Source organism: Thermostichus sp. OS-CIW-29 (genome assembly GCF_054058195.1).
The window spans coordinates 65327-84868 of the sequence record NZ_JBSSAB010000006.1; the positions used below are offsets into that span (position 1 = coordinate 65327).

The 19542-nt window shown below is 58.8% G+C and carries 21 protein-coding genes; 14 read left to right on the top strand and 7 right to left on the bottom strand.

The genetic code is table 11. The features are described from left to right. Positions 1 to 20: 20 nt before the first annotated feature. Positions 21 to 353 carry a hypothetical protein gene (locus tag ACVWZJ_RS03720; protein WP_414390600.1) on the top strand — a complete coding sequence of 111 codons (333 nt, stop codon included), beginning with the start codon at positions 21 to 23 and terminating at the stop codon, positions 351 to 353. A gap of 57 nt (positions 354 to 410) precedes the next feature. Here the strand turns inward: ACVWZJ_RS03720 and ACVWZJ_RS03725 are convergent, their stop codons facing one another. From ACVWZJ_RS03725 to lpdA, 5 genes are all read right to left on the bottom strand, one after another. Next, positions 411 to 686 (bottom strand): hypothetical protein, encoded by a 276-nt coding sequence (locus tag ACVWZJ_RS03725; RefSeq protein ID WP_099812344.1) that lies wholly within the window; start codon positions 684 to 686, stop codon positions 411 to 413. An 87-nt stretch (positions 687 to 773) separates the two neighbouring features. Further along, complete coding sequence (gene mutY, locus ACVWZJ_RS03730; protein ID WP_457394743.1) at positions 774 to 1859, bottom strand: A/G-specific adenine glycosylase; 1086 nt, start codon at positions 1857 to 1859, stop codon at positions 774 to 776. Between the two features lie 85 nt (positions 1860 to 1944). Beyond that, positions 1945 to 2082, bottom strand: a complete 138-nt coding sequence (locus tag ACVWZJ_RS03735; RefSeq protein WP_011432392.1) for a hypothetical protein — start codon at positions 2080 to 2082, stop codon at positions 1945 to 1947. A gap of 501 nt (positions 2083 to 2583) precedes the next feature. Next, positions 2584 to 3879 (bottom strand): class I SAM-dependent methyltransferase, encoded by a 1296-nt coding sequence (locus tag ACVWZJ_RS03740; RefSeq protein ID WP_457394689.1) that lies wholly within the window; start codon positions 3877 to 3879, stop codon positions 2584 to 2586. Between the two features lie 81 nt (positions 3880 to 3960). Continuing rightward, positions 3961 to 5343 carry a dihydrolipoyl dehydrogenase gene (lpdA, locus tag ACVWZJ_RS03745; RefSeq protein ID WP_011432390.1) on the bottom strand — a complete coding sequence of 461 codons (1383 nt, stop codon included), beginning with the start codon at positions 5341 to 5343 and terminating at the stop codon, positions 3961 to 3963. 125 nt (positions 5344 to 5468) lie between these two features. Here lpdA and ACVWZJ_RS03750 point away from each other — a divergent pair, with 125 nt between their 5' ends. From ACVWZJ_RS03750 to ACVWZJ_RS03810, 13 genes are all read left to right on the top strand, one after another. After that, positions 5469 to 6248 carry an HAD family hydrolase gene (locus ACVWZJ_RS03750; RefSeq protein WP_457394692.1) on the top strand — a complete coding sequence of 260 codons (780 nt, stop codon included), beginning with the start codon at positions 5469 to 5471 and terminating at the stop codon, positions 6246 to 6248. Then, entirely contained in the window at positions 6248 to 7102 is an 855-nt protein-coding gene (locus tag ACVWZJ_RS03755; protein WP_457394695.1) for a M28 family peptidase, read from the top strand. The genes ACVWZJ_RS03750 and ACVWZJ_RS03755 overlap by 1 nt, the downstream gene beginning before the upstream one ends. 258 nt (positions 7103 to 7360) lie before the next feature. Next, a complete protein-coding gene (locus ACVWZJ_RS03760; RefSeq protein ID WP_457394698.1) occupies positions 7361 to 8122 on the top strand; it encodes a ChaB family protein in 762 nt (253 codons plus the stop codon). Between the two features lie 153 nt (positions 8123 to 8275). Beyond that, positions 8276 to 9211, top strand: a complete 936-nt coding sequence (locus ACVWZJ_RS03765; protein ID WP_011432386.1) for a DnaJ C-terminal domain-containing protein — start codon at positions 8276 to 8278, stop codon at positions 9209 to 9211. Further along, positions 9208 to 9489, top strand: a complete 282-nt coding sequence (locus tag ACVWZJ_RS03770; protein WP_011432385.1) for a chaperone modulator CbpM — start codon at positions 9208 to 9210, stop codon at positions 9487 to 9489. Before ACVWZJ_RS03765 ends, ACVWZJ_RS03770 begins: the two co-directional genes overlap by 4 nt. 45 nt (positions 9490 to 9534) lie before the next feature. Continuing rightward, entirely contained in the window at positions 9535 to 10284 is a 750-nt protein-coding gene (locus ACVWZJ_RS03775; RefSeq protein WP_457394746.1) for a PRC-barrel domain-containing protein, read from the top strand. A 285-nt stretch (positions 10285 to 10569) separates the two neighbouring features. Beyond that, positions 10570 to 10995, top strand: a complete 426-nt coding sequence (gene rplU / locus ACVWZJ_RS03780; protein ID WP_011432383.1) for a 50S ribosomal protein L21 — start codon at positions 10570 to 10572, stop codon at positions 10993 to 10995. A gap of 76 nt (positions 10996 to 11071) precedes the next feature. Further along, on the top strand, positions 11072 to 11341 hold the full coding sequence (gene rpmA / locus ACVWZJ_RS03785; RefSeq protein WP_011432382.1) for a 50S ribosomal protein L27: 270 nt from the start codon (positions 11072 to 11074) through the stop codon (positions 11339 to 11341). A 244-nt stretch (positions 11342 to 11585) separates the two neighbouring features. Next, a complete protein-coding gene (locus ACVWZJ_RS03790; RefSeq protein WP_457394701.1) occupies positions 11586 to 13058 on the top strand; it encodes a cellulose synthase in 1473 nt (490 codons plus the stop codon). A 256-nt stretch (positions 13059 to 13314) separates the two neighbouring features. Beyond that, entirely contained in the window at positions 13315 to 15102 is a 1788-nt protein-coding gene (locus ACVWZJ_RS03795; RefSeq protein WP_457394704.1) for an MBL fold metallo-hydrolase, read from the top strand. 54 nt (positions 15103 to 15156) lie between these two features. Beyond that, positions 15157 to 15912 (top strand): ABC transporter ATP-binding protein, encoded by a 756-nt coding sequence (locus ACVWZJ_RS03800; RefSeq protein ID WP_011432379.1) that lies wholly within the window; start codon positions 15157 to 15159, stop codon positions 15910 to 15912. A gap of 196 nt (positions 15913 to 16108) precedes the next feature. Then, positions 16109 to 16684: a TIGR04376 family protein gene (locus tag ACVWZJ_RS03805; protein ID WP_457394707.1), complete on the top strand. Its 576-nt coding sequence runs from the start codon at positions 16109 to 16111 to the stop codon at positions 16682 to 16684. A 191-nt stretch (positions 16685 to 16875) separates the two neighbouring features. Beyond that, a complete protein-coding gene (locus tag ACVWZJ_RS03810; RefSeq protein ID WP_011432377.1) occupies positions 16876 to 17172 on the top strand; it encodes a PipX family protein in 297 nt (98 codons plus the stop codon). Position 17173: 1 nt separating this feature from the next. Here ACVWZJ_RS03810 and ACVWZJ_RS03815 read toward each other — a convergent pair whose 3' ends face one another. Together ACVWZJ_RS03815 and pheS are read right to left on the bottom strand one after the other, a co-directional pair. Continuing rightward, entirely contained in the window at positions 17174 to 18367 is a 1194-nt protein-coding gene (locus tag ACVWZJ_RS03815) for an RNA-guided endonuclease InsQ/TnpB family protein (RefSeq protein ID WP_457394710.1), read from the bottom strand. 130 nt (positions 18368 to 18497) lie between these two features. Beyond that, complete coding sequence (gene pheS, locus ACVWZJ_RS03820; protein WP_011432376.1) at positions 18498 to 19499, bottom strand: phenylalanine--tRNA ligase subunit alpha; 1002 nt, start codon at positions 19497 to 19499, stop codon at positions 18498 to 18500. Positions 19500 to 19542 lie beyond the last annotated feature (43 nt).

A 19542-nucleotide genomic window follows, 5' to 3' on the forward strand; every position in this document is an offset into this window, starting at 1 on the left:
TTTCGAGGGAGGATCCCTGCATGCCCATCCGCGCCCATTCCCCCATTCCCACGACTCAGATGGAAGTGACCAGCATTCGGCTGGAACGTGAGCTGAAGCAGCGGCTGAAGGCGCTGGCCGGAAATCGGGGCTACCAGGCCCTCATACGGGAAATTCTTTGGAGCTATGTCCTACGCCACTCCCAAGGGGCTGCTGCCCTCAGTCCTGAGGATATTCGGGCCAGCTTCCCGGCCACGGCCCACCAAGCCCAATGCTGTGCTCTCACCGGACGGGCCATTCAACCGCAGGAGCCAATGTTGCTGGGGTGGACCACCGATGGAAAGTTCGTCGCCCTCAGCTCCTCCTGCTTTTAAGTTTTGGAGTCTCTCTCCAGTTGGCGAAAGGCTCCACCCGGCACGAATGCCACCCCTTTAGACGCCACGAAGTTCTCGATATTTTCTGGCCCGTTCCTCGGCTGGATCGGGGGCTTGAGCTTTGGCAACTGCCTCCTCCAGTTGGGCCATCACCGTCTCTGCCGGTTCAGCGGAGCGGACGACATAAAACATTAGGTTAATGGCTTCGTTGGCCGTCAGTTTGAGGGTTTCTTTTCCTTTGGGCACCAGCGCGATCTTGCCATCTGTGGTTGTGATGGCTGTGTGGGATCCCTTAGCCAGAATCTCCCCCGCTTTTTCCAGAGTGACAAGCATATCCGTAGCTCACGGCAGCAGGACATCTACTATCCTATCGAATGTCTTGGGGCAACTGCTCCAGAGGGGCCCAAGCCATTTGGCAGATTAGGTGTGTTCAAAGGTGTTCCCATGCTCCGCCAGCCAAGCATGCAAGTGGGGAAACAACTTTTGATTGGCCCCTGGGAAGGGAAATTCCGACAGTTCCGCCGGGCTGACCCAGCGCACCTCGCTACATTGCAGGGCTTGGGCTTCTCCGCCCAGGTAGCGACAGATAAAAGCGATAAGAGTAACGGTGAAATGGGTATAGGCATGTTCGACGGTGGCTAGCGGCGCGACCACCTCGATGTCGATGCCGATTTCTTCCTTCACCTCCCGCACTACACACTCGGCAGCCGTTTCTCCCGGCTCGATTTTGCCTCCGGGAAACTCCCACAGCCCGCTGAGCATTGAGCTTTCCAGTCGTCGATCGATAAGGATTTCTTTTCCCCGCAGAACAATGGCAACCGCGATTTGCTTATGAGGACGGGAGGCACGGGGTGCAGACATAGGCAATTGTTGGTGTTGACCTCGATTGTAGGCGCTGCAATCCGCTTGCCAAGGGCACTGGCCACAGTGAGGCTTTTTGGGACGACAGACGGTAGCCCCCAAATCCATCAGGGCTTGGTTAAAAGCCCGCGGCTGCACGGGATCCAACAATTGCTCGGAAAGCTGCCACAGCAGGGACAGACACTGGGACGGAGGCTGCTGCAAAGCCACCAAGCGAGCCAGCACCCGCTTGACGTTGCCATCCAAAATGGGCAAAGGCTGATCGAAGGCAGCGCTGAGAATGCCGCCGGCTGTGGTGCGCCCGATCCCCGGCAGAGCCAACACCTGCTCCAGATCCCTGGGGAACTCGCCGTTCCGTTCCCGCACCAGGATTTGGGCGGCTTTGTGCAAGTTCAGGGCCCGCCGGTAGTAGCCTAGGCCCTCCCACAGTTTCAGCACCTGCTGCTGGGGGGCTGCCGCCAATGCTGGGATCCCGGGCAGGGTTTGCATCCAGCGCTGAAAGTAGGGGATAACTGTTGCCACCTGGGTCTGCTGTAACATCACTTCCGAAACCCAAATGGCGTAAGGATCCCGGGTGCGGCGCCAGGGCAGATCCCTTCCGTGGTCACGGTACCAACGTTGAAGAGACTGCCGCAAGCGTTGCAAGAAAGCCTCGTCCCACTCCCCTCCTTTGCTCGGAAGGCTGGCAATGTAGGAAAAACTGACCTCGGCTTCTGATATGGGCTGAGACTCAAGCTGCGTAAGCAAAGTGCAAAGCCCACCAGATCAGGGCCGAAACCACACCGGCCACAATTCCTGCCGAGATCAAAACGACAATTGGGCTATCTGCCCCCTTGAACTTCATAATGCCGCGATTGTAGTCAGCCATCCTTGCCTCCTACCAGCTGATACATTCACGCTGAACTCTCCTGAACATGGTTCAGGAAAGAAGCGATCGCATCCTGCCTATCTCTGAGCAGGAAGGCGGTATCCCGCAAAGCCCTGAGGAATACCCCCCGAGCGCTTTCCCCCTTCACTTCCCGGCAACCGTTGCGGTGGACTCAAGGATCAGGGGGAAACTTGGTCTACTATATCCCTCTCAATGACTTTTGCCAAACCGCCTAAAGCTCAGTAAATTCAGCAAAGTTCAGGGTTTTGGGGGTTAGAGGCATGCTCTGGCGTTGGGGTTGTCAGGGATGTTGATCGGGATCCAGATCTGCCAGTTCTATTCACAGGGAAAGCTGTGGCGAAGATGTCCCAGTAGAGGTGCTCCGCACCGCCGGCGCAAACATGCCTGGGGAGAAGCACCGTCCTCGGTCATGCATGATACAACCTTAGCATGGAACAGACTTTGACCCTGGTGATTTGGACTGTTTGGAATAACCAGAAGCTAGGCAACCCGCAGGACTAACCGGTCTGCTTCCCACTGTCGAAATAGGTTGAGAAGGTGGTCGGCTCTCTCTTCATGGGCAGCCAGGATCTCAGCGCCAGAACGGGCTTGATTGGCCAAGGGCAGCAGCAGCTCCACCACTTGGTAGCGGGTAGAGGCCATCATCTTGCCAGGGATCCGGGCGATAGGCCAGAAAATATCCATCTTCTGGGTCAGGATCTGGGCCGGATCCAGCTTGCCCAACAGATCTGAAAAGGGGATTTTTTGATCCCAGTAGCGCACGCTGCCATAGCGGACGAACAAGGGGTTGAGTTGCCAGCGGGAGCTCTTAAAAAATTCGACTGTAAAGGGATCCCAGTGGTCCACCTTTTTCCCTTGATGGCAACACCAGAAGAGATTTTGCGTGTGATACAGAGGCTCCAGATACTCCATGACCCGCAGTTGGTCGATGCGAGCAAGGGCCTCGTAGCGGCGATGGAACTCCGGGTGGGTGGCGGCAATCAACGGCCTGGCATTCCAATAGTCCAAGTAGGGGGCTACATCGATAAACTCCAGCCCGGCTTGGGCAAGCAAGTCGGGAATCTCGCCGATGTCGAAAGGAATATCATTGGCATGGAAGAAATTATCGACAATGTTTTCATCTTGTCCATAGTATTCTTGGTGAGCCTTGGCGTGCTTGGCCAAAAGGGAATTGGGGCTGGCTCCCTTCAGCAGTTGCCGCACAAATTCGATCTTTTCTGGGGTTGCAGGTGGGGTGATGCCCAACAACTCCAAGGCTCGCCGAATGCGGTACAGATGCCAACGGCCTGAACGGTTGTAGAGCATCAGCGCCATCACCCCATCGGGAGCCAACCGCGATGCCAGATTGCTCAAAGCCTTCACCGGATCTGCAGTGTGGTGAATCACGCCGTAGGAGCTGATCATGTCGAAGCTGCCTTCGGGCCAAGTAGAGGGATCCAGCAGATCCCCGTACTGCACGGAGCAGTTGCGTAGGCCGTGGTGCTTAATTCGCTTTTGGGCAATCTCTAGGGCCGGGCGGCTGATGTCGATCCCGACCACCGAACCATAGCCGGGGTTGCTGGCGGCAATGCCATGCACTTCCCAGCCGGTGCCACACCCGGCCACCAAAAACCTGGATCCTGTGGGCTCTTGCAGCCTACGGGTGCGGGCGTACTGCGCCAAGGTATAGCTGCCCAGACTGGAGAAGCCCTCAAAGGGCCGGTCGTAAGGAATAGGAGGGTAGGGGAACGTCTCGTACTGGGCCTGCACCGCCCGGGTAATCTCGGCTTCGCTCACCAAAAGCACTTCCTCCCACGCGTTCCCCCCCATCCTACGGTTTTCTTGAGGTTTTGAGCGGGGAGATCTTCCCAACCGTTGCTAAGCCCCTGCCAGAGCGTGAGTTGCCCGCTTGTAGGCTTCCTCCAGCGTCTCTGCCAAGGTGGGGTGAACGTGCACCAAGCCGGCCAGTTCTCGCACCGTGGCCCGGCGAGCAATGGCCTGAGCCGCCTCGTGGATCAAATCCGCCGCATGGGGCCCGAAGATATGGGATCCCAGCAGTAGGCCGGTGCTCTTGTCAAAGACCAGCTTGACCATGCCCTCTGTCTCTCCCGAAGCAATGGCCTTGGAGTTGCCGCCAAAGTAGGTTCGCACTGTGCCCACGCTGTAGCCTTCTTCCTTGGCCTGAGGCTCGGTCAGCCCTACAAAACCCATTTCCGGGTGAGTGAACACCGCTGCCGGGATGCTGAGGTAGTCCATGTAGGCGGTACGGCCACAGATGTTTTCCACGGCCACTCTCCCCTGGGCTGCCGCCGCGTGAGCCAACATCATTTTGCCGGTCACATCCCCAATAGCCCAGAGGTGAGGCAAATCGGTGGCCATGCGGCTATCGACAGGAATGAACCCCCGTTTGCCGGTGTCGATGCCCAGCTCGGCCAAGCCCAGCCCCTCTGAGACCGGGATCCGACCGGCAGCCACCAAGCAGCCATCCACCTGCAGCGTCTCGCCGTTGGACAGGTGAATGGTTACCGGCTGGCCGGGGATCACCTGCCGAGCCAGCACGCCCACAAAGGTTTGAATGGAGCGGGGCTTGATCAGCACTCGCTGGGCCAGTCGGGCAATGTCTGGGTCGAAAGCCGGCATCAGGGTCTCTAGGGCTTCGATGAGGATTACCTGGGATCCCAAGGCAGTGTAGATGTCGGCAAACTCCTGGCCAATGTAGCCACTGCCGATAATCGCTAGGCGCTCCGGGATCCACTCCAGCCGCACCGCCTCGTCGCTGGTAAACACCGTCCGCCCATCCACCTCGATGCCGGGGGGCACAAAGGGGCGGGAGCCCGTCGCGAGAATGACATCCTGTGCCGTGTAGGTGTGGGATCCCTTCTCTTCCTGGACTTCCACCTGCTGGGGTGCCACCAACTTGCCTCGCCCTCTCAGGATTGTTACCCCCAGCTTCTCCAGCGAGCGAGTCATGTCGGCGCGGATCTTCTCCACCACTTGGGCAGCATGATTGGCAATAGCCTCTCGGTTCACCTGAAGGGATCCCACTTGGATGCCCAGCCCAGAGCTGTGTTGCAGTTCCCGCAGGCGTCCGGAGGCGGCCAAGAGAGCCTTGGAGGGGATGCAGCCGCGGTTGATGCAGGTGCCGCCCATTTCTGCACCTTCAACGATGGCGGTCTTCAGGCCAGATTCGACCGCATGCAAAGCAGCGCCGTGACCGCCGACGCCGGCACCGATGATGATCAAGTCAAAATCGAAGCTCATGGCGAGATTGGATAACCGGTGCTTCATTCTCTCATCTTGTCGGCCTTCCCAGAAACCAGGCTGAGAGCACCCAAACCATGGGGTAGCATAGGGTCGCTTGTAGCTGGGGGGGAGCGGGGGTACGCATGGAACTGCAAGCTTTGATCTTCGATGTGGACGGCACGCTGGCAGATACGGAGCGGGATGGGCACCGCCTGGCCTTTAACGCGGCCTTTGCCGAGGCAGGGTTGGACTGGCACTGGTCGGTGGAGCTCTACGGCCAGCTCCTGGCTACCACAGGCGGCAAAGAGCGCATTCGCCACTTCATCGAGACCTGCCAGCTGCCACTGCCTGCTGGGGAAGACCTGACGGCCCTGATAGCTCGGCTGCACCAGGCTAAAACCGGCCACTACACGGCTCTATTGGCCCAAGGAGGGATCCCTTTGCGCCCCGGCGTCAAGCGCCTCTTGCAGGAGGCCAGGGCCGCTGGGATCCGCTTGGCCATTGCCACCACCACCACGCCGGAAAACGTGACGGCCCTTTTGGAGCACGCGCTGCCGGAGAGCCTAAGCTGGTTTGAAGTGATTGCTGCCGGCGATATTGTCCCCGCCAAAAAGCCCGCCCCCGACATCTACTTCTACACCCTGGAACAGATGGGGCTGCCCCCCCAGGCCTGCCTGGCCTTTGAAGACTCGGAGAATGGGCTGCGCTCTGCCCAACAAGCGGGGGTCCCCACTGTGGTGACGGTAAACGACTATACCCGGGATCAGGATTTTTCCGGGGCGGCTCTGGTGCTGGATCACCTGGGGGAGCCTGAGGATCCGTTTCGGGTGTTGGCGGGAACGGTGGGATCCCACCGCTACTTCACCCTGGAGTTGGCCTGCCAAGTCCATGCCCAAGCCATTCCCTCTGAGGTGGGAGACTGATGTCAGCAGCAGAGCTCCCAGACCTGCAGCAGCGCCTAGAGGCCCATCTGCGCCAGGTGGCCCAGCCGCGGGATCCCGACTGGTCGCCCCTGGGCCATAGCCAAGTGGAGCGCTACATCCAAGAGCAGCTTTCTAAGTGGGGATCCCTGGAGTCCTTCCCCTTTGAGGCCGGTGGCCGCCTGCACCGCAACTGGATCTTGAAATTGCCGGGATCCCGTTCTGGTCGCCCGCCCATTCTCATTGGGGCCCACTTCGACGCCGCTCCGGCAACTCCTGGAGCTGACGACAACGCCAGCGGCGTGGCGGTGTTGCTGGAGTTGGCCCGCCATTTTGCTGCCGAGCCGGCTTCTTCTCCGCTGTGGCTGGTGGCCTTTGACCTGGAGGAGCGGGGAATGGTGGGCAGCACAGCCTACGCCCGCTTTCTTAAACAGCAGCGCCAGCCCCTGCGGCTGATGCTCTCTCTGGAGATGCTGGGCTACCGGGATCCCGCCCCCGGATCCCAGGACTATCCCGCCGGCCTTGAGAAGCTCTACCCCAACCGGGGAGATTACATTGGCCTTATTGGCAACTGGCCCACCTGGGGGGATCTGCTCAAGCTGCAGCGTGATTTTCAAAAAGTGGGGATCCCTTGCTGTTGGTTGTTGGCCGGGCAGCGAGGCTTGATCCTGCCTGCCACTCGCCTGAGCGACCACTCCCCCTTTTGGGATGCGGGCTACGCCGCCGTTATGGTTACCGACACCGCCTTCTTGCGCAACCCTCACTACCACAAGCCAAGCGACACCCTCGAAACCCTAGATCAAGACTTCCTGACGGGGGTCTGCCAGGGCTTGATGGCCGGGATCCGCTCGCTGTAGCTCTTCCAAACACCACAGTCGTTCAACAACAAGTAGCGTGCGTTAAGTCCTAACTCCCCTCTCTCTGGAAGGAGGCTGGGGGTAAGGGTAGAGTTGGCATCCTCAGTACGGAGATTTCTCCAGGGGGTTCGCGATTCTTCGACTGGATCCTTTGTTGATGAGGGGAGACAATGGATGAGAGTAGTAAGACGAGAGTAGTAGCAGGGAAAAGGTTAAAAAACCTGCCTTGGCACTGTAAAACTCAGCAGGAGATTGCGTATGAGCGCTTTTGCCCAAGCTCCCAAAAAGTGTGTTTTCGCCGCTTTCAAAGAAGAGGTCAAGCTGCAAGAGTGTATCCAGCGGCTTTTGAACCGTGGCATTCCCAACGATTGCATCTCCATTATTGGCCGCAACTTTCAAACCGAAGCCAAAATTACCGGGTTTATCACCCGCAAAGAGGTGGTTCTGGACGGTCTGACCAATGGGGCCATCTATGGATCCCTGTTCGGATCCCTGCTGGGGCTGCTCACTGGCGTGGGGGTGCTGTTCATTCCCTTTTTGGGGGCAGTGGTGGCCGCTGGGCCTCTGGGAGCCGCTTTGTTGGGGGCAACGGGCGGCGCTTTGTACGGAGCACTGGGAGCGGGCCTGGGATCCGCCCTGATTGCCTTGGGTATGCCGCAGGAGAAAGCCGCCATCTACCAAACCCGGGTACAGGCGGGCGAGTTCTTGTTGGTGGTGCAAGTACCGGAAGAGAAGTCGGGCGAAATTTACTTGCTGCTGCAGAGTGCTGGCGGAGAGGAAGTTTCCATTGCCGACTTGAACTTGCCCGGTGAGCCAGAGGGAGACTTAACCCCAGAGAGCATCTCGCCGGAAATCCGCGCTGACCTCTCGGAAGAAGCGCAGCAAACCTTTGTGGAAGCCTACAACCAAGCCAAACAAGAGAGCAATAACTCCACCCATGCACTCCTCAAAGCTTGGGAAAAGGTCAAGCAAATTTTCACACGAGATGAGAAAGGGATCTTCTCCAAACGCAAGCCCTAGCCCAAAAAGTTTCCGAAGTAGCGAGAGCACAGTAAAGCGCCATCTCGCCGCTCTGCCTGTACGTGTTCTGGGTCTGCTCCAATTTTTTAGCTGCAACCTTATATCCTGAGAATAGCCCGAAAAACTCTAACCTAACCTTGCAGGGGTGAGCCTATGGCTGCGAGTGACTTCAAGGATTATTACAAGATCCTGGGCGTCAGCAGAGATGCCTCTGCCGAGGAAATCAAGCGCGTCTATCGCAAGCTGGCCCGCCAGTATCACCCCGACGTGAACCCCGGCAACAAGGCAGCAGAGGAACGCTTTAAGGAGATCAACGAAGCCTACGAGGTGCTCTCTGATCCGGAAAAGCGGCGGCGCTACGACCAGTTTGGGCAGTACTGGCAGCGGGTGGGTACTGGTTCTGCTGCTGGAATGCCGGGCATGGAGGGCTTCGCCCAATACGCCAGCTTCGAGGAGTTTATCAACGAGCTGCTGGGCCGTATGGGATCCCGCCGCAGCGGGTTCCAGGGCTTCGCCGGCGGCTTTGGGCCGTTTGTTTCGGTGGATTTGCCGGGGCAGGATGTGGAGGGCACTCTGGGTCTCAGCTGGGCAGAAGCTTTCCACGGCACCCAGAAACGGCTGAACCTAGATGGAGAAACGCTAACCATCCGCATTCCCCCCGGCGCTAAGCCGGGCAGTCGCATCCGCGTCAAGGGCAAAGGCCAGGTCAGCCCCTTTGGCGGGCCAAGAGGGGATCTCTACCTCACTTTGGAGCTGCCCCCCCATCCCTTCTTCCGCTTTGACGGAGACAACCTGCTCTGCGAGCTGCCCATTACTCCTGACGAGGCGGCTTTGGGAGGGACGGCGGAAGTTCCCACCCCTACGGGTCGCGTGCAACTGAGGATCCCTGCCGGGGTAGACAGCGGCCAAACCCTGCGGCTGCGCGGCCAAGGCTGGCGGGATCCCCAAGGCCAGCGGAGCGACCTGCTGGTGCGGCTGAAGGTGGTGGCACCCAAATCCCTTTCCCAGACCGAACGGGATCTCTACGAAAAGCTGCGGCAAAGCCGTAGCTGGGATCCCCGCGCCCACTTGCAGGAGGTGAGTCTATGAGTTTGGCCATTGTGCGGGTAGAAGAACGGCTCTATACCTTCGAGCAGGCCACGGAACTGCTGGGGATCCCTCCCCACCTGCTGGAATGGCTGCTGGCCCAAGGCTTAGTGGAGGCCGAGAGCAGCTACCTGACCCCCCAACAGCTCAGGCGGTTGTTGCAAATGAGCCGCCTACACCGAGACTTGGGGCTTAACTGGACGGGGGCAGCGATGGTCTTGGACATGGCTCAGGAAATTGCCCGGCTCAGGGGGCAACTGCGCCACTACCGCGGATTTTGAGGCTGCCCAGCTAACCCATCAAGGAGATAAACTTCGATGAACTCTATGGAACAGATCATCCGACGTAGCCAAGTGGTGGGCCTGCTGGCCCTCGATGGCAGCACTGCTACCGCATTGGGTACCGTAGAAGAAATCTGGGTTGACCCAACAGGGCGGGTATGCTACTTCACCAGCCAGCAGGGGTACACCCCCCTGGAGCAGATTTCTCTCATCGGGCCAGACGCGCTGCTGACCTACTCTACCGTTTTTGCTACCCCCCTAACCCCCATCAGCTCTCTTTACCGCCGCACAGTGCGCATTGGGAATCGAGAGGTCGGCTGGATTGAGGATTTTCTCTTTGACTGGGAGACTGGAGCGATTGCCGCTTATATTCTGGGTGGCAGCATTGCCGAGCCTTGGGGGGGGCGCGCCGTTCTCCTGCCTGAGGACGTGGAAGCCATTGATGTGGACGCGGTGGTGGTCAAGGAGAATGCTCCGCAACGGCTGAAATCGGAAGCGGAAGGCTTAAAGAACTTTTGGAGCGAAAAATCTCGGCAGGTGAAACAGCTTATCCAGCGCATGGGGGATCGCCTCAAGGCGTTGGTTGGCCCACAGGATCCGCCGGAGGTGGTGCGCGTTAAGGTGAAGCAGGTGCGGGACGAGCTGGCCAAAGGGGGCAAGTTCGATCTCTCCCTACTGGACGAGGCGGCAGAGTTTCTGCAACACAAGTGGGAAACCTGGCAACATCGCCTCAGCCGCGCCGCTCAGCGCATGCAGGCTGCCCTTCAGGCTGCTTGGGAGAAGCTGACCGAATAGCAAAGAATGACTCTGCAACCTCTGGCCTGCGGTCGCCTCAGATGCTGCACATTTGCTTCCCAACTGCTTCCCAACTCCCCTCTTCCTCTGGGAAAGGGGCTGGGGGGCAACAGCATGAGGTGCTTGGGGAGTCCGTCCCACTGCTCGACCGGAACTGTTGCAAGCCAGTCCTCGACCAAACCCAGCTGACGGACGGCGGCTTTTTCGGCTACGATCTAAGATCGCTGTCAATGCTCGGATCAGGTTTCAAGACCCCCGCAGGGCACCTGTACGGCAGGGAGAAAGATGACTTACGCAATTGTGGAAACCGGCGGTAAGCAGCTTTGGGTGGAGCCGGGGCGTTTTTACGAGGTCGATCGCCTGGCGGAAGTGGAGGAGAACAGCCCCTTCGATTTGTCTCGTGTGCTGTTGATCAACCACGAGGGACAAATCACGTTGGGGCATCCCTACGTTTCGGAGGCGGTCGTCAGGGCACGGGTTTTACAGCATCGGCGCGGCGATAAAATCATCGTCTACAAGATGAGGCCAAAGAAAAAGACCCGCAAAAAGAGGGGTCATCGGCAACCGCTAACCCGTCTGCTGATCGAGTCTATTGAACTCAATGGGGTGCCCCTAGCCACGGCACCATCCCGTACGGAAGCGGCTCCAGAGTCTAACCCAGAGGCAGCCCCTTCGGCAGCGGCGACAGGGATCCCTGCGGATGAGGAATAAACTCTGAACTCAGGTGTCCTGAATCCCGATTTTTTTATCTCGTTTCTGTTGATCATGCAGTTGCATAGGAGGCGTTATGGCTCATAAGAAGGGAACGGGCAGCACTCGCAACGGTCGAGATTCCAATGCCAAGCGGCTGGGGGTGAAGCGCTATGGGGGCGAGCTGGTGCATCCCGGCCACATTCTGGTCAGGCAGCGGGGCACCAAGTTTCACCCAGGGGTGAACGTGCGCATCGGCGGCGACGACACCTTGTATTCTGTGGTCACCGGCATTGTGACTTTTGAGCGCTATGGCAAGTGGCGGCAAAAGGTGAGTGTCTACCCAGCTGAGGTGGCTGCCCAGTAGGGAAAGGCCCAGCTTTGAAACTGCCTGGGAGAGTTTCTTCCGCAAGAGAAGATTCTCGCTTCTGTCGACCAAGCTGCTTGCCGGGCTGAAAACTGTCTGCTCCAGAGCAGACAGGGTTTTGCTGTTGCTGATTCCTGAACTTTTTTCGTTCTTGAGGATTGGGGCCAGCCGGAAGAGAAGAGGAGCTAGGGATCCCTGACCACTTAGGGGCGAAAATGGCAAAAGCACGGAAGGCAGGAAGTTGATGCGAGTGTATCTGTTTCGCTGGGCAGGGTTGCTTCACCTCATTGCCGGGGTGATGTACCTCTACTGGCGACTGACAGCCGGGTTGATGGATTTGGGATCCCTTTTGTTTTGGGGGGCAGAGCTGTATGTTTGGCTGGCGGCGGTGGGCTTTACCCTCAGCCGCTATCCCCAAGTGCCGAGAGAGACGCTCCCATCCCCGGAGGTTCTGCGGCGGTCGTTTTTCCAGTTACCGCGAGTGGATGTGCTGGTGATGCGCCAGTGGGATTCCGTAGAGGCAACCCGGCAGACGGTGCTCTCGGCTCTGCACCTCGACTACCCGTGGGAGCGGTTGTTTGTCCACATTGTGGATCGGGTAGAAGATGAGGAGATGGCCAAGGCGGCCCGGGCCATTCCCTGCGAATACTGGGCCTGCCCTAGCCCCACAACCGACCCCCTGGCTTATGCAATGGGATCCCCTCATATCCAAGGGGAGTATCTCCTCCTAGTACAGCCGGGCCATTTTCTCGAGCGGGACTTCCTGTGGCAGACCTTGCCCCACTTTTACGACTCGCCGGAGCGGGCTCCAATTGTCAACCGAACTGGCTTTGTGCAGGCAATGCTGCGCACCCTAGGCCAGCCCAGAGCCGTTCACCCACTGCAGCAGCTCTTGGCGGTGGGATCCCAGGGCTACCAGGCGGCACCCCTGTTGGGTTCTGGCTGTCTCATCCGGCGCAAGGCTTTGGAAGGGATCCCGCGGATCGACATTCGTCGCCCTGTGCAGTTGGGGTGTCAGATGCACTGCCGCGGCTGGCAGTCTCAATTGGTTCGCCAAACCCAGGTTACGGGTGTTTTGTTGCCCTTGCGCAACCGCCGCGTTGCTTTGCTGGCTTTGTTTTCGGCCTTGAGGGAAAACCCCTTTTGGGGCAAGCCGACCACACAGCAGCAGCGCTTTCAATACCTGTGGCTGGCCCTCTGGGCTGCCGGTGGGATGGCGGAGCTGGTCTACTTGGCGGTGCCGATGGTCTTTCTCTGCACGGGGTGGATGCCGGTGCCGGCTTTCAACCGGGTCTTCTTCGCGTGGTTTTTGCCTTATGCTCTCCTGGGGCGCATCAGTTGGCTCTTGGCCTTTCCCCCCCATCTGTGGGGGGCAGCTTGGCAGTCGGAACGGCAGACGGGCAGCCAGTTTTTTCAGTCCATCCAGGCGCTGGTGCAAAGTCTGCAGGGAGTTCCCCCCTATCCCGAACAGCCTTCCCAGCTCTCCTTGGGGCCTCAGGCTCTGGCTATTGTGCTGACTTTTCTGGCTATGGGGGTGGGATCCCTGCGTTCTGCCGGCAGTTGGGATCCCTCTTGGCCTGAGCTGCTGTTTGGCTTGGTCTGGGCCTTCTACAACCTGATGATCCTGACGGTGCGCCCCGACGATCACGATTTTGCCGGCTTTGCTTTTCCCAGCAGTAGCGCCGCTGCGGCGACAGAAGAGAGCGCCAACCCATAGGCTGCCAAGCCAAGACAAGTTCATCGCAAAACCAAATCCCCACATCCATTCAGCTGCTGCATGGATGAAATGGCAGGCTGCCGCGGCAGATGGTGGGCAAACGCTATGCTGTGAGAAGTGTAGGATAAGTGGATCGGCACAGGTTGTCTCCAACTCTCCGGGGAGGTGTACCGGTGGAGAGGAGGGATCCCTGGCCAAGTCGCCCCTCCTGTTTGCAGGATTGAACGCGGTCTTCTAGGTTCAGAACGACACACCTGTGGAGTCAGAGAGACCCCCCCTTCGACTGCTCCCCCTGGGTACGGATCCCTGGCAGCAGGGCTGTGCCTATTGGCTGGAGATGGGATCCCACCGTTTGCTTCTCGATTGCGGGTTGCCCGCTCCTGCCCTCTTTAAGGCTCTGCCAGGGATCCCGGATGCGGTAATCTGCAGCCATGCTCACTTTGACCATGTGCAGGGGCTGCCTGCCTTTCATCGCCGTTATCCTCAGGTACCTCTCTACGCCACGCCGGTGACTGCTCATTTGGCCGCTGGTCTGTGGGAGTGTGGCGTTTGGCCAGGCTACGACCGGGACATTCGCTTTCCCCCCTTTCGGGCGCTGCCTTTGGGCCGGGCGCGAGAGATTTTGCCCCATCTGATGCTCACTTTCTTTGCGGCTGGGCATCTGCCGGGAGCGGCGGCAACCCTGCTGCAAAATACCCAAACCACTCCGGCCCAAGCCTGCGTGTACACGGGCGACTGTTCCCTGGCCTCAACTCGCTTTGCCCCCGGCTTGGATCTCATTGCTTTGCGCCACTGGCAGCCGGACGTGTTGCTCATCGAGGCTTCGCTGGGATCCACCCGCCATCCACCCCGTCGTCACCTGGAAAATCGCCTGGTGGAGCGGTTGCTCAGCGCCTTGGAAGCGGGGCAAACGGTGCTGTTCCCCCTGCCAGTGTTGGGGTTGGGGCAGGAGCTGATCTTTCTCCTCAAAGCCCACCACCGCTTTACCCAAGCCCCCCAAGAGCTCAAGATATGGGTGGCGCCGGGGCTGGCGGCAGGCTGCAATCTCTACGAGCGCTTGCTCACCTACCTGCCGGAGGCGGTGCGCAATTTCGCCACCTACCAGCCCTTGTTCTGGGAAGACCGCCTGCAGCCGCGGGTTCAGCCCCTTACCGAAGCGGATCCTCTGCCCCAAGGCTTGCTGCTGTGCGATGCCGATGCTGGGCCTGAGGCTTGGGATCCCATCTGGTCTAGATTGCTGGCCCAACCGCAGCGCTCCTGTCTGCTGGTGCGGCTGCCAGAGGTGGAACTGGCTACCCCGTTTGAGCGTTGGCCGGCGCCGCTGCGCTCCCGCATTGCCGTTGAATGGATAACCTGGCACAGCCACAACGATGTCGGGCATCTCACCCAGATCATCCACACCTTTCGCCCCCAGCATTTGGTCTTGGTTCACGCCGACCCCAAGCAGGCTCAGGATCTGGCGGATCTGCCGGAGCTGTGCAATCGCTACCATGTCCACTGCCCTCAGCCTGGGCATTGGCTGGAGTTGCCCGATGGGCACCTACAAACCCCAGTTAGGCTCGCGGAGCTGAAGGCCGGTTCCCCCGCCGAGATCAGGGATCCCCCTTTGCGCTATGAGGGGGAGGTGGAAGAAGTTTGGCAGGAGCAGGGGTCGCCGCGGACTTTGGCGGGGGTACAGGTGCGTCTGCCGCCCCAGATCACCCAGGATCCCCGTTGGCCGGCCTGGGCCGATACCGGCTTAGTGGAAGCCCGCTGGCAGGGATCCGAACTGGTGCTGCGCGGCCTTTCTCCACGGGAGCTGATCCGCCCGGCAGAGGCTGCCCCTTCTCCAGCAGGGATCGTGCCGCGTCCAAAACAGCCTTCTGTATCCAGTCATCACGGTGGCAAAAAGTGCCAAACTTGTCGCTTTGCCCGCCAGATCTTGACTTCCCAAGCCCAAGCCTTTCGCTGCGATCAGGAGCGTTCCCCCCTCTACCGCCTCAGGGTGGATCCCCAGGGGAGCTGCCCCTACCATCAGCCGCAGGAGATCCGCTCTTCCGGTTAGCCGTCAAGCCAGGGAAGCCCAAAGGCTAGAATGGGGCAAGTCGCGGTGCCAACCATGCTTGAGCAAGATTCCTGGGCAAATCATCGCCGTGGGCCGGTCGGATCCCTGGAGCGCCCAGCCGAGGCCTTGGCTGCGGCCAGCCCGCCCGTAGTGCAGATGGTTGGGGTGAACAAAGTCTATCCACTGCCGGAGGGCAGTTTTCAGGCCCTCTACGATATCGACTTGGCGATCCAGCCGGGAGAGTATTGCGCCATTATGGGGCCCTCTGGATCCGGCAAATCCACCCTGATGAACCTCATCGGCTGCTTGGATCGGCCCAGCTCAGGGCGCTACTGGCTGGATGGGGTGGAAGTTTCCACCCTGACCGATCGCGATTTGGCCCACATTCGCAACCAAAAAATCGGCTTTGTCTTCCAGCAGTTCCATCTCCTGCCCGTCCTGACAGCGCTGGAGAACGTCATGCTGCCCTTGGCCTATGCTGGGATCCCGGAGCCGGAGCAACGCCGGCGGGCCAAGCAAGCCCTAGAACAAGTGGGCTTGGGGAGCAAACTGCAGCAGCGTCCGGCCCAACTCTCCGGCGGCCAGCAGCAGCGGGTGGCGATTGCTCGTGCCATTGTCAACCGACCCCAACTGTTGCTGGCTGATGAGCCGACTGGGGCTCTGGATAGCCATACCGGCCAGGAAGTGCTGAACCTTTTTGCGGAGCTCCACCGGCAGGGCATCACCCTGGTCGTGGTCACCCATGACCTTGAAGTAGCCCAGGCCGCCCAGCGCATTATCCGGGTTGGGGATGGCCGTTTGCTGGATTGAGAGGGATCCGCCTGGGGGCAGTTGGGTTCAGGAGAGTTCCCAGTTGCGGTGAACTGGCGTGCCGGATGGATCCCTGGCCTCACTTTGGGTGAAGGTCGAAGGGAATGTCTTAAACGGGCATGGGATAACCCTATCTAGGATGGCCCAGCTTGGGCTACTCTAAACGCAACTGAGGGCTTGGGAAGAGGATCCGTCCATGAAACTGATCGAAGATATCATCCGATTTTTGGAAACCCGCCTGGAGGAATTTCTCAGGGCCCACCCCGAGATCGAGCTGCAAGCCCTCGATGAGCAGTTGCGCCAGCAGGAATCCGATACCCTGCGGCTGTTGCAGGAAAGCCGCGCCCAAGAGGAGGCTCTCCAAAAAAGCATTCTCAACTTGGCTGAGGAGATCAAAACCTGGCACTTTCGCATTGAGAAGGCGCAGCGGGCCAATCGTCCCGATCTGGCCGAAGGAGCGCGACGCCGGGAGGCTGAGCTGTTGGAGAGGGGCAGCCAGCTATGGGGTCAAATGAAAGCCCAAAAGGAGAAAATTCAACAAATGGAAGCCCTGCTGCCGCAGATTCGCCAGCGCCGCCAAGAAGTGAAGGCTAAGCTGCAGGAGGTAAGAGCCGCGCAAGCCAAAGGCATCGACAACCCGGACCGGAATTTCAGCCCTTGGGGAAAACCTTTCGAGGCTTGGGATGAATTGGAAGAGAAATTTCGTCAGCTAGAGGTGGAAAACGAATTGAATGACACGAAGAGGAAGGTGCGGGAACAGCAGCGGCGGTAACAGCCTGACCCAAAATCTTGTTAGTTTGCTAATGTTGAATCCAGTCGCAACAGCCAAAATCGAGCTGGGCGGAACTTGTGATTTAAGCCCTTGGTCTCAAGAGCCATAGCCACATCATTTCCAGAACTTTCTCTGGCACCGACCGGGAAGAAAAGTCTCTCCTCTCCCCCAAGAGTGATACGCTATTGGGCATGAATGAGTTGTATCTGAATCACCCCACATTTGGTCTGCTCTACAGCCTGTGTCAGGTCGACGAAAATCAGGCTCTCTTCACCACTCTCTACGCCCAAAGGCTCTTTTTTCGGGTTTACTTCAGGCCGCCGGATAACAGCGGGGATCCTGCTGCCATGGAGGAGTTGGTCTTCGATCCGATTAGCCGTAATGAGGCTCGCCAGCTCATCGAAGAGCAAATGCGCCTGCTGCGCCGTGCTGCCCGCCAAGATGAGCTAGAACAATTGCAGTTGATCTACAAGCAAACCTTTTCGTAAACTACCCGACCCTGACTGCTTCGCAGTACAGGGCGGGCTTTCGGTAGCCCTGCAGTTGGCAAGCCAACCACGAACCTCTAGGCTGGTTTACAGCAGCCCCCAAAAGCGCAATCACATTCGCACCATTCAAATCCGCATCCCCTTCCCATCCACAGTGCCCACACTTAAACTTCTTTCCACTGCGATAGGATTGCGCAGGGTCGGGATGGATGTGCAAACACCGGTGACAGGTCTGCGACGTGTAGGCAGGCGGCACCAGAATCAAAGCAACTCCTGCACGCAGAGTCTTGTATTCCAGAAACTGCCTCAGTTGGTAGAACGCCCAACTGTTGGCCCTGCGCCGCTCGGCTTTGCTGCGGGGTTGTTGGTTGATACGCTCCCGTATCCCTGTCAAGTCTTCCAGAGCAATAGCGCTGTTTGTGACCTTTGCCCTAGAGACAATAGCTTTGGAGATGCGATGATTGACCCACGCCTGAAAGCGTCTCTCCTTGCCAGACAGCCGTTGCAACAGTTCTCTGCATCTGCGCCGCGAACTGCGTGTGCCCTTACTGGCTTTGCGTTGGAGTGCCGCCCTCAACCGGGAGTAGTGGTCTCGGACTCTGTTCAACTGCTGTCCATTCCAGTTCTTCCCCTCTGAGGTATGGGCAATATCTGTCCTTCCAAAGTCCACCCCGATCACCTTGTCGGTATCTTGTTGCTTGGGTGGTTTTTTCTCTACGCAAATCTGGATGTAGTAGGAGCCGTCTCTGCGCTTGACCAGAGTGGCCGATTTGGGGTTAGAGCCAGCCAGCATTCCCCTCTGGTAGTTGCCAATGGCTAGCTCAAAGCGTTCTCTCCCTTCCACCGTGGTCAGCGACACCGTCCAGTCTTTCTCGCGGAACGAAAAGATACGAGCGTCGTAGGTAGCGAAGCCACCCTTGAACGCTTTGACGGGGCGGTTTTTCTGTTGGGCAACTTTACGGGCACCGGCCAGCCGTCTGCAGACCTGCTGAGCCAAGTTACTGGACAAGCCGAACCGGGCACGGATTTCGCGGTAGCACAGAGATTGAAGTTTAACGGCGTTGGTGACTTTCTCGGGCGTGTTTTGGTTGACCCAGTTCAACGCCTGCACAAAGGCATCCAAGGTCGCGTCCAACTTTGCGGCCTGCGACTGGGACACCTTGAGCTTACAGGAGACGGTCAGAACTTGGGTCATGGTTCTATCGTAACTTCCGCATTCCTCCCGACACTGACCCTACGGGTACAGCGCGGGGCTCCTGCGATTTCTAGCTGAAGGTCTTGCAGGGCTCAGGACGAGGGTTTTGTTCCTCAGATAAGATAGCCACCTAAAACTGAGACAGAAAGCGCAGGTCGCTGGTATAAAACAGGCGGATATCCTGAATGCCGTGGAGGAGCATGGCCATCCGCTCAATGCCGATCCCTGCCGCAAATCCGGTGTAGCGCTCCGGGTCGTAGCCCACCGCTTGAAACACATTGGGATCCACCATGCCGCAGCCGAAGATTTCCAGCCATTTCGAGCCAAAGCGCACGTCCATCTCGGCAGAAGGCTCGGTGAAGGGAAAGTAGCTGGGCCGAAAGCGGGTTTCTCGCTTGCCCAATAGGCGGGTGATGAACGTGTTGAGGGTGCCCTTCAGGTCGGAAAAGGTGAGGTTCTCGCCCACCGCCAAAATTTCCATCTGGTGAAACACGGCGGAGTGGGTGGCATCCACGGTATCGCGGCGCATTACCCGACCGGCATGCACAATGCGTAGCGGCGGCTGGTGTTGCTCCATGTAGCGCACTTGAACCGAGGAGGTTTGGGTACGCATCAGGTAGCCATTGGCCAGGTAGAGGGTATCCTGCATATCCCGCGCCGGATGGTCGGCAGGGGTGTTGAGGGCCTCGAAGTTGTAGTACTCCGTCTCGAGCTCAGGCCCATGCACCACGGTGTAGCCCATTCCCACAAAGATATCGAGCATGCGGTCGATGGTGGCCTGCAGCGGATGGATCCGCCCCAGAGGCCGACGGGGCCCGGGCATAGTGACATCCAGGCGCTCTGCTTCTAGGCGGGCCAGCAGTTGAGCTTCACCAAGGGCCTGTTTGCGCTGCTCCAGACTGGATTGGAGGGCCTCTTTAAAGGTGTTGGCCAAAGCGCCAATGGCAGGCCGTTCTTCTGGGGGCAGCTTCCCCATTCCCCCCAAGATTTTGGAGAGCTTACCTTTCTTGCCCAGGTAGTCGATGCGGATCTGTTCCAGAGCCTCCAGACCGTCAGCTTGTTCCACTTGGGCGAGGGCCTCGCTTTGCAGGGTGAGAAGCTGTTGGCGAAGCGTGTCTTTTTCGTCTTGCATGGGGCCGATTCCAAGGGCAGAAGGGATCCCTGGGGTTGTGAGG